This window comes from Tenacibaculum sp. nBUS_03, assembly GCF_051201695.1.
Lineage (GTDB): Bacteria > Bacteroidota > Bacteroidia > Flavobacteriales > Flavobacteriaceae > Polaribacter.
On sequence record NZ_CP179214.1, the window covers coordinates 3,172,508 to 3,184,132 of the forward strand.

Sequence of the window (11,625 nt, forward strand, 5' to 3'; positions counted from 1 at the left end):
GGATCAGGAGTTGTAACGATTGATACCACAGCCCCAACCGCAGATACGTTTACAAGTAATGATATTACACCAACCTTAACAGGATCAGGTGAGCCAAATGAAACCTTAACCATTACGGTAGATTCAGATGGCGATGGAACTCCAGAAGTAACGTATACAGTAACAACTGACGCCTCAGGAAACTGGAGTATCGATCCCGATACAGCAACACCTGACAGTGGAACTTTTCCAACGTTATCAGATGATGATACAATTGACGTTGTAGCAACGGATGCCGGAGGAAATACAGGATCAGGAGTTGTAACGATTGATACCACAGCCCCAACCGCAGATACGTTTACAAGTAATGATATTACACCAACCTTAACAGGATCAGGTGAGCCAAATGAAACCTTAACCATTACGGTAGATTCAGATGGCGATGGAACTCCAGAAGTAACGTATACAGTAACAACTGATGCCTCAGGAAACTGGAGTATCGATCCCGATACAGCAACGCCTGACAGTGGAACTTTCCCAACGTTATCAGATGATGATACGATTGACGTTGTAGCAACGGATGCCGGAGGAAATACAGGGTCAGGAGTTGTAACGATTGATACCACAGCCCCAACCGCAGATACGTTTACAAGTAATGATATTACACCAACCTTAACAGGATCAGGTGAGCCAAATGAAACCTTAACCATTACGGTAGATTCAGATGGCGATGGAACTCCAGAAGTAACGTATACAGTAACAACTGACGCCTCAGGAAACTGGAGTATTGATCCCGATACAGCAACACCTGACAGTGGAACTTTCCCAACCTTATCAGATGATGATACGATTGACGTTGTAGCAACGGATGCCGGAGGAAATACAGGATCAGGAGTTGTAACGATTGATACCACAGCCCCAACAGCAGATACGTTTACAAGTAATGATATTACACCAACCTTAACAGGATCAGGTGAGCCAAATGAAACCTTAACCATTACGGTAGATTCAGATGGCGATGGAACTCCAGAAGTAACGTATACAGTAACAACTGACGCCTCAGGAAACTGGAGTATCGATCCCGATACAGCAACACCTGACAGTGGAACTTTCCCAACGTTATCAGATGATGATACAATTGACGTTGTAGCAACGGATGTCGGAGGAAATACAGGATCAGGAGTAGTAGCGATTGATACCACAGCCCCAACCGCAGATACGTTTACAAGTAATGATATTACACCAACCTTAACAGGATCAGGTGAGCCAAATGAAACCTTAACCATTATGGTAGATGCAGATGGCGATGGAACTCCAGAAGTAACGTATACAGTAACAACTGACGCCTCAGGAAACTGGAGTATCGATCCCGATACAGCAACACCTGACAGTGGAACTTTCCCAACGTTATCAGATGATGATACAATTGACGTTGTAGTAATGGATGCCGTAGGAAATACAGGGTCAGGAATTGTAACGATTGATACCACAGCCCCAACCGCAGATACGTTTACAAGTAATGATATTACACCAACCTTAACAGGATCAGGTGAGCCAAATGAAACCTTAACCATTACGGTTGATGCAGATGGCGATGGAACTCCAGAAGTAACGTATATAGTAACAACTGATGCCTCAGGAAACTGGAGTATCGATCCCGATACAGCAACACCTGACAGTGGAACTTTCCCAACCTTATCAGATGATGATACGATTGACGTTGTAGCAACGGATGCCGGAGGAAATACAGGATCAGGAGTTGTAACGATTGATACCACAGCCCCAACCGCAGATACGTTTACAAGTAATGATATTACACCAACCTTAACAGGGTCAGGTGAGCCAAATGAAACCTTAACCATTACGGTAGATGCAGATGGCGATGGAACTCCAGAAGTAACGTATACAGTAACAACTGACGCCTCAGGAAACTGGAGTATCGATCCCGATACAGCAACACCTGACAGTGGAACTTTCCCAACCTTATCAGATGATGATACAATTGACGTTGTAGCAACGGATGCCGGAGGAAATACAGGATCAGGAGTTGTAACGATTGATACCACAGCCCCAACCGCAGATACGTTTACAAGTAATGATATTACACCAACCTTAACAGGATCAGGTGAGCCAAATGAAACCTTAACCATTACGGTAGATTCAGATGGCGATGGAACTCCAGAAGTAACGTATACAGTAACAACTAACGCCTCAGGAAACTGGAGTATTGATCCCGATACAGCAACACCTGACAGTGGAACTTTCCCAGCGTTATCAGATGATGATACAATTGACGTTGTAGCAACGGATGCCGGAGGAAATACAGGATCAGGAGTTGTAACGATTGATACCACAGCCCCAACCGCAGATACGTTTACAAGTAATGATATTACACCAACCTTAACAGGATCAGGTGAGCCAAATGAAACCTTAACCATTACGGTAGATTCAGATGGCGATGGAACTCCAGAAGTAACGTATACAGTAACAACTGACGCCTCAGGAAACTGGAGTATCGATCCCGATACAGCAACACCTGACAGTGGAACTTTCCCAACCTTATCAGATGATGATACAATTGACGTTGTAGCAACGGATGTCGGAGGAAATACAGGATCAGGAGTTGTAACGATTGATACCACAGCCCCAACCGCAGATACGTTTACAAGTAATGATATTACACCAACCTTAACAGGATCAGGTGAGCCAAATGAAACCTTAACCATTACGGTAGATTCAGATGGCGATGGAACTCCAGAAGTAACGTATACAGTAACAACTGACGCCTCAGGAAACTGGAGTATTGATCCCGATACAGCAACACCTGACAGTGGAACTTTCCCAACCTTATCAGATGATGATACGATTGACGTTGTAGCAACGGATGTCGGAGGAAATACAGGATCAGGAGTTGTAACGATTGATACCACAGCCCCAACCGCAGATACGTTTACAAGTAATGATATTACACCAACCTTAACAGGATCAGGTGAGCCAAATGAAACCTTAACCATTACGGTAGATTCAGATGGCGATGGAACTCCAGAAGTAACGTATACAGTAACAACTGACGCCTCAGGAAACTGGAGTATTGATCCCGATACAGCAACACCTGACAGTGGAACTTTCCCAACCTTATCAGATGATGATATAATTGACGTTGTAGCAACGGATGTCGGAGGAAATACAGGATCAGGAGTTGTAACGATTGATACCACAGCCCCAACCGTAGATACGTTTACAAGTAATGATATTACACCAACCTTAACAGGATCAGGTGAGCCAAATGAAACCTTAACCATTACGGTAGATTCAGATGGCGATGGAACTCCAGAAGTAACGTATACAGTAACAACTGACGCCTCAGGAAACTGGAGTATTGATCCCGATACAGCAACACCTGACAGTGGAACTTTCCCAGCGTTATCAGATGATGATACAATTGACGTTGTAGCAACGGATGCCGGAGGAAATACAGGATCAGGAGTTGTAACGATTGATACCACAGCCCCAACCGCAGATACGTTTACAAGTAATGATATTACACCAACCTTAACAGGATCAGGTGAGCCAAATGAAACCTTAACCATTATGGTAGATGCAGATGGCGATGGAACTCCAGAAGTAACGTATACAGTAACAACTGACGCCTCAGGAAACTGGAGTATTGATCCCGATACAGCAACACCTGACAGTGGAACTTTCCCAACGTTAGCAGACAATGATACGATTGACGTTGTAGCAACGGATGCCGGAGGAAATACAGGATCAGGCGTAGTCACAATTGTTTTAGATCAAGACACTGATGAAGATGGAGTTCCAGACAATATAGATGTTGATGATGATAATGATGGAATACCTGATAGTGCAGAGGGAACAGGTGATACGGATGGTGATGGAATACCAGATAGTTTAGATTTAGATAGTGATAATGATGGAATTTTAGATGTAGATGAAGGCGGAAATGGTGATTTAGATACTAATGGAGATGGCGTAATCGATTCAAATGACACTGGATATGTAGATTCAGATAATGATGGACAAGCAGATGATTCAGTAGATACAGAAGAGGAGCCAGATACTGATGGTGATGGTGTGCCAGATTATCAAGATTTAGATAGTGATAATGACGGAATAAACGATGTTATTGAGAATGGCAATGGCGATTTAGACACGAATAATGATGGTGTTATCGATTCAAATGATACTGGCGGATCTGATAGTGATGAAGATGGTATATCCGATAGTGTAGATTCAGATTCGTCTAATTTTGGCGAAGGCAATGGAGGAGAAGGCGATACTGTTGATACAGATGGTGATGGTGTTCCAGATTATCAGGATTTAGATAGTGATGATGATGGTATCAATGATATAACAGAAGGCGGTAATGATGATGAAGATGGAAATGGATTGGTAGATGGTCCAGATAGTGATGGTGATGGAATTTTAGACGAAGTAGATGAGGATGATTCAGGCTTTGGAGATGCAGGAAATACCGATGTAAATGATACAGACCCAACGGATCCAAATATTGGAGGAACAGGAGTAGTACCAGATAGTGGAACAGATAGTGATGGTGATGGAATTTCAGATAGTGTTGATGGAGATGATACAGCATTTGGAGATTTTATAGATACAGATGGTGATGGAATACCAGATAATATAGACGTCGATGATGATAATGATGGAATACCTGATAGTGCAGAGGGAACAGGTGATACGGATGGTGATGGAATACCAGATAGTTTAGATTTAGATAGTGATAATGATGGGATTTTAGATGTAGATGAAGGCGGAAATGGTGATTTAGATACTAATGGCGATGGCGTAATCGATTCAAACGACACTGGATATGTAGATTCAGATAATGATGGACAAGCAGATGATTCAGTAGATACAGAAGAGGAGCCAGATACTGATGGTGATGGTGTGCCAGATTATCAAGATTTAGATAGTGATAATGACGGAATAAACGATGTTATTGAGAATGGCAATGGTGATTTAGACACGAATAATGATGGTGTTATCGATTCAAATGATACTGGCGGGTCTGATAGTGATGAAGATGGTATATCCGATAGTGTAGATTCAGATTCGTCTAATTTTGGCGAAGGCAATGGAGGAGAAGGCGATACTGTTGATACGGATGGTGATGGTGTACCGGATTATCAGGATTTAGATAGTGATGATGATGGTATCAATGATATAACAGAAGGCGGTAATGATGATGAAGATGGAAATGGGGTAATAGACGGTCCAGATAGTGATGGAGATGGAATTTCAGATGAAGTAGATGAGGATGATTCAGGCTTTGGAGATACAGGAAATACAGATGTAAATGATACAGACCCAACGGATCCAAATAGTGGAGGAACAGGAGTAGTACCAGATAGTGGAACAGATAGTGATGGAGATGGTATTTCAGATAGTGTTGATGGAGATGATACAGGCTTTGGAGATTTTACAGATACAGATGGTGATGGAATACCAGATAATATAGATGTCGATGATGATAATGATGGAATACCCGATAGTGCAGAGGGAACAGGTGATACGGATGGTGATGGAATACCAGATAGTTTAGATTTAGATAGTGATAATGATGGTATTTTAGATGTAGATGAAGGTGGTAATGGTGATTTAGATACTAATGGCGATGGCGTAATCGATTCAAATGACACTGGATATGTAGATTCGGATAATGACGGACAAGCAGATGATTCAGTAGATACAGAAGAGGAGCCAGATACAGATGGTGATGGTGTGCCAGATTATCAAGATTTAGATAGTGATAATGACGGAATAAATGATGTTATTGAGAATGGCAATGGTGATTTAGACACGAATAATGATGGTGTTATCGATTCAAATGATACTGGCGGATCGGATAGTGATGAAGATGGTATATCTGATAGTGTAGATTCAGATTCGTCTAATTTTGGCGAAGGCAATGGAGGAGAAGGCGATACTGTTGATACGGATGGTGATGGTGTACCGGATTATCAGGATTTAGATAGTGATGATGATGGTATCAATGATATAACAGAAGGCGGTAATGATGATGAAGATGGAAATGGAATAGTAGATGGTCCAGATAGTGATGGTGATGGAATTTTAGATGAAGTAGATGAGGATGATTCAGGCTTTGGAGATGCAGGAAATACCGATGTAAATGATACAGACCCAACGGATCCAAATAGTGGAGGAACAGGAGTTTTACCAGATAGTGGAACAGATAGTGATGGTGACGGAATTTCAGATAGTGCAGACATCAACAACGCTGTTTTTGGAGATGCAGTTGGAGTAGATGATTGTGTTACTGTTTATAATGAATTTACACCTAATGATGATGGAAGTAATGATACTTTAATTATTAATTGTATTGAGAATTATCCAAATAATACATTAGAGATATTTAATCGCTGGGGTAATTTAGTGTATAGTAAAAAACAATACAAAAACACTTGGGATGGTACTTCTAACGGAAGAGCAAATATTCAAGTAGAAGATAAGTTACCTTCAGGTACGTATTTCTATGTTCTTGATTTAGGAAATGGAAATAAAGTTAAAAAAGGATGGATCTATATTAATAGAGATTAATATCATAGTTTTGTAAAATTATAAAAAAACTATCTTTATATATTTAACAAGTTTATTTTTTTAAAGTTTGAGAAGAAGTTTTTAGTGTAATTTTTGATAGAATAATTTAAAAACAATAATAAATCTAAATAGATTAGTAAGGATGAATAATATATTAAAAGTAATCAGCATACTACTATTAGTATTCAGTTCATATATTGTAAACGGACAGCAAGATCCTCAGTATACACAATATATGTTTAATACAATGAGTGTAAATCCAGCGTATGTTGGCTCAAAAGGACATACTATGATAAATGTTTTGGCGCGTACGCAATGGGTAGGAATTGATGGAGCTCCGGATACGCAAACATTAAGTTATGATACCCCTTTAGGCTATTCAGGAGTAGGTTTAGGAGTAAATTTGGTAAATGATGCAATAGGTCCTTCTAATGAGACTTACATAGATGCTAATGTATCTTATACAGTAAGGACAAGTGAAGAAGGTAATTTAGCATTTGGATTAAAATTAGGGGGTCGATTTTTTAGTGTAGATTGGAGTAAAGGTGTTTTTCGAGATGGAAATGATCGTTCTTTAAATGAGAATATAAGCAAGTTTTTACCTACAATAGGAGCAGGAGTTTATTATTACAAATCAAATTGGTATTTAGGATTAGCAGTACCTAATTTATTACGCACAGAACATTATGATGATGTTAGTAATGGAGGAGTTGTAGCAACAGAACGTATGCACTATTTTTTAATAGGAGGCTATGTTTTTGATTTAAGTGATTCTATAAAGTTTAAACCCGCTGTATTGAGTAAAATTGTAAGTGGAGCACCTTTATCATTGGATGTCTCGGCAAATTTTTTATTCAATAATAAGTTCAGGCTAGGAGCAGCATGGAGATGGGACGATTCAATAAGTGCCCTTTTAGGATTTCAAATCAATGAATCTCTTCAAATCGGTTATGCTTATGATTTAACGACATCCAATTATAGTAATTATAATTCAGGGACTCATGAAGTAATGCTTCGATATGAGATATTTAAAGAACAAAAGATGAAATCACCAAGATTTTTCTAATGAATTAAAATCTAAGGATATGAAGAACAGAATATTATTAATTTTATTGTTGTTAGTTACAGTTTTAAGTTTCGGGCAACGCAAGTATGCAGCAGATAGGTATTTTAAAGAATACGCTTATAAAAAATCAGCAGAGTTATATGAAACTATTTATAAGAAAGGAGATAAAACATACTTGGTAATAAGTAGGTTGGCAGATTCACATTATTTTAATGTAGCTTTTGATAAAGCTGAGCAGTGGTATGAAGAATTGATAAAAAATTATCCATCAATAGTTTCATCAGAGCATATATTTCGTTATGCTCAAACATTAAAGAGTAATGGAAAGATTAAAGACTCAGATCAATGGATGTTGAAGTTAAAAGACTTAGGAGAAAATGATAGTAGAGCTATCGCCTTAGAAAAGAATAAAGATTATTTTGTAGAATACACCAATAAAGAGAAAACGTTTATTAATATTCACAATTTATCAAGCAATACAACGTATTCAGATTTTGGAGGTTTTATTTATGAAGATTCCTTTTATTTTGCTTCTACCCGTCCAGATGCTGAAAACAAGAAAATTTATCAATGGAATAATCAGCCTTATTTAAATATTTATCGCTCAGAATTAAATCGATTAGAAGAAGATAAGGGATTAGATGTGTCTTTATCAAATAAGGTAGCATCTTTAAGTACGAAGTATCATGAATCTAATGCAATAATAAGTAAGAATGGAAAAATGATGTACTTTACACGAGATAATTATGATGGCAATAAGTTGCAATCAGATAAAAATCGTACAACTCATTTAAAGATATATAGCGCAGAAAAGATTTATGAGACTTGGGGAAATGTAAAAGAACTACCATTTAATAGTGATCAATACTCTACCGGACATCCAGCATTGAGTTCAGATGAAAAAACATTATACTTTGTTTCAGATATGCCTAATGGTTATGGAGGAACTGATTTATATAAAGTATCGATAGATGAAAACGGAAATTATGGATTCTCCAGAGAATTTAGGCTCAACAATAAATACAGAAGGACGAGAGATGTTTCCATTTGTAGGAGAAGACAATCGATTGTATTTTTCTTCCAATGGACATTTAGGATTAGGAGCATTAGATATATTTGAATCGCAAATAGAAGGGGACAGATATTCAGTTCCTGTTAATTTAGGCGCACCAGTTAATGGTTCACTAGATGATTTTGGGTTTGTAATCAATAAAGATAGAACAGCAGGTTTCTTTTCTTCTAATCGAGAAGGAGGAGTCGGTGATGATGATATTTATAGTTTCACAATTTACAAGTGTAAAGAAAATATAAAGGGTATTGTTACAGATTCCCGAACAGGCTCTCCAATAGAAAATGTACGAGTACAGTTAATGGATGAATCAGGAGTTCTAATATCAGAACAAGTAACAAAAACAGATGGTGTTTATTTATTTTCAAAAGTAGCATGTGAAAAGAACTTTGTAGTTGTAGCGTCAAAAGCAGACTATAAGGCAACACAACAAGCCACAGTTACATTAGATGTCAATGAAAAGGATATAAGCTCTGATTTACAATTAGAATCATTGATAGCTGAAAATCAAATAGTAATCAACCCGATTTATTTTGATTTTGATTTATCTAATATCCGTGAGGATGCAGAGTATGAGTTGGAGCATATAGTTTCGGTACTTAATAACAATCCAGAAATGATAATAAAAATAGAGTCTCATACGGATAGTCGAGGTCCGAGAGATTACAATAGGATTCTTTCAGATAAGAGAGCTAAGTCCACACGAGATTATATAATTTCAAGAGGAATCCCTTCATCACGAATAGAGAGTGCTATAGGATATGGCGAGGATCAATTATTGAACGATTGTAAAGAAGGATGGAAAAGTAAATGTGGTGAAGAGGATCATCAGAAAAACAGGCGATCGTATTTTTATATAGTAAGTGGAGGAAAAAATGTAAAAACGAGTACTCAATAATTAAAGAATACATAAAAAGTAATTAAAACGTCTCTGTAAGGAGGCGTTTTTTTATAAGTCAAACATTACAATTACAAGAAAATACGTAATTAGTATGTTTATTTCGATAATTTATAATTAGTTTATTGCTTTGATGATTGCTCTTTTTCTATTCATAGTTTTAATTATATAATTTAATATTTTTCATGCTTTTTAAAATACTGGAATTAGACTATGTTAAATTAAATTTAAAGATAAGTGCGTCTTACGTTAATTTTATTAAGTGAGAATATTAGATTTTGAATTTAATAAGATTGTTTTGATATATTATTAGTACTTAGAAAGAGTCTTATAAATAATTGTTCTGAAATTTCTTTAGGATAGAATTTTTGTAAATAATTGATAAAGGTTAATTGTAAATTAGTCAATAACAATAGTTTTCTTATTTTTGTCCTCATTAATACAAAAAAATGTCAAAAAAGAACATAGCAATCCTAACGGTAATTTTAGCAATTTTAATTGATCAAGTCAGTAAGATATATGTGAAAACACACTTTACTTTAGGTGAAGAGGTAGTCGTTTTTAGCAACTGGTTTAAAATTCACTTTACCGAAAATAATGGAATGGCTTGGGGGTTCGAATTTGGTGGTAAATCAGGGAAATTATTTTTGACATTATTTAGATTAGTAGCTGTAACAGGAATTATATATTGGCTTAATCAAAGTATAAAAAGAAAAACTCATAATGCAGTAATTACAGCTATAGCATTAATTTTAGCCGGAGCTGTTGGTAATATTATTGATTCTGTATTTTATGGAGTTATTTTTGATTCTTCTATGCATAAGGTAGCTACATTATTCTCAGATGAACCTTATGGAGAATTGTTTTATGGTAAAGTAGTTGATATGCTTTACTTTCCAATATATGAAGGTGAAAGCTTTACTTTTTTTAACGCTATATTTAATGGTGCTGATTCTTGGATTACTATTGGAGTTATCTTACTTTTTATATTTAATAAACAAGCATTTCCTAAAGAAAATTAATACGTCAGTTTTTACTAGCTGTAAATGAGATGGATAAATAATTTAATATTTTTTTTGTAAAAATATTTTTTTTTTATATATTTATAAATCAAGAGTTTAGTGTTGTCCCCCACACAATATAATATACTTAAAAATACTTATTCTTTTAGTTATACTACACTTTAGTATAATCCTTTACTTTTTACTCATAATGAATAATTAATCTTTTAAAACTTTAAAAGTTAATTATTAATTAATCTAATTCCCAGATTATGGTTAAAAAGTTTTTTTCATGTTATTTAGTAAATAGACTAGATGTTTTTCTGTTTTTTTTATTATTTGGATGTGTAAGTTTTATGTATGCACAGGTACCTAACGCTCAATTGTCTGGAACAAATGCTTATTTTAGAGGGAACTACATAGAAGCAGGTTTGTCAGATAGGGGGACGTTTGGTGCTCCAAATGGAACGAGACCTTCCGGTTATCATAATTCAAGATTTTCTTCTTTAGGTTTTATAGCAAATCCCGCGAATGATGGATGGGTGAATTATGATGGAGACTATTTCATACCAGGAACTCCAGAAGAGGGATTTGCAATAGAAATAAATGGAACTACATATAATAATAACACAAGAGGACCAATTGAAGAAATTCCAGGTTCAATTACTTCTGTTAATTCGAGTACAAGTTATTGTGCTGAGGATGCTGCAGAAGTAATTTGGGAAGGTAGTGTTGGCGGTATCGATGTACATAGATCCTATATTGTTACTGAAAATGGACTTTTTATAAAAATGACAACTACCCTAACAAACACCAGTAGTACAACACTAAATAATATTTTCTGGATGCATAATGTAGACCCTGATAATAATCAGGGCTTATCTGGAAATTTTGATACAACTAATTCAATTGAAGCCCAAGCATCAGGTCTTCTGGATAAACTGGCTGTAGTAAGGGCTCTCAAAATCCTGTTGGGGAGTCTACCGACCCCGATGGTTCTGTGATTCATCTG

General features: G+C 36.6%; 6 protein-coding genes. All 6 read left to right on the forward strand.

What is annotated here, in order from left to right; translation table 11 throughout:
- Positions 1-63 precede the first annotated feature (63 nt).
- The 6 genes from ACMFBB_RS14570 to ACMFBB_RS14595 all read left to right on the forward strand — a co-directional run bounded on the left by ACMFBB_RS14570 (position 64) and on the right by ACMFBB_RS14595 (position 11,617).
- Positions 64-6,579 (forward strand): gliding motility-associated C-terminal domain-containing protein, encoded by a 6,516-nt coding sequence (locus ACMFBB_RS14570; protein WP_435264313.1) that lies wholly within the window; start codon positions 64-66, stop codon positions 6,577-6,579.
- 142 nt (positions 6,580-6,721) lie between these two features.
- The gene (locus ACMFBB_RS14575; RefSeq protein ID WP_435261483.1) at positions 6,722-7,645 is read left to right on the forward strand and encodes a PorP/SprF family type IX secretion system membrane protein; all 924 of its coding nucleotides are present in this window, start codon (positions 6,722-6,724) and stop codon (positions 7,643-7,645) included.
- A 19-nt stretch (positions 7,646-7,664) separates the two neighbouring features.
- Entirely contained in the window at positions 7,665-8,765 is a 1,101-nt protein-coding gene (locus ACMFBB_RS14580; RefSeq protein ID WP_435261484.1) for a hypothetical protein, read from the forward strand.
- The gene (locus ACMFBB_RS14585) at positions 8,683-9,612 is read left to right on the forward strand and encodes an OmpA family protein (protein WP_435261485.1); all 930 of its coding nucleotides are present in this window, start codon (positions 8,683-8,685) and stop codon (positions 9,610-9,612) included. Before ACMFBB_RS14580 ends, ACMFBB_RS14585 begins: the two co-directional genes overlap by 83 nt.
- Before the next feature lie 449 nt (positions 9,613-10,061).
- Positions 10,062-10,634, forward strand: a complete 573-nt coding sequence (locus ACMFBB_RS14590) for a lipoprotein signal peptidase (protein WP_435261486.1) — start codon at positions 10,062-10,064, stop codon at positions 10,632-10,634.
- A 251-nt stretch (positions 10,635-10,885) separates the two neighbouring features.
- Entirely contained in the window at positions 10,886-11,617 is a 732-nt protein-coding gene (locus ACMFBB_RS14595) for a hypothetical protein (protein ID WP_435261487.1), read from the forward strand.
- The last annotated feature ends 8 nt before the right edge of the window (positions 11,618-11,625 follow it).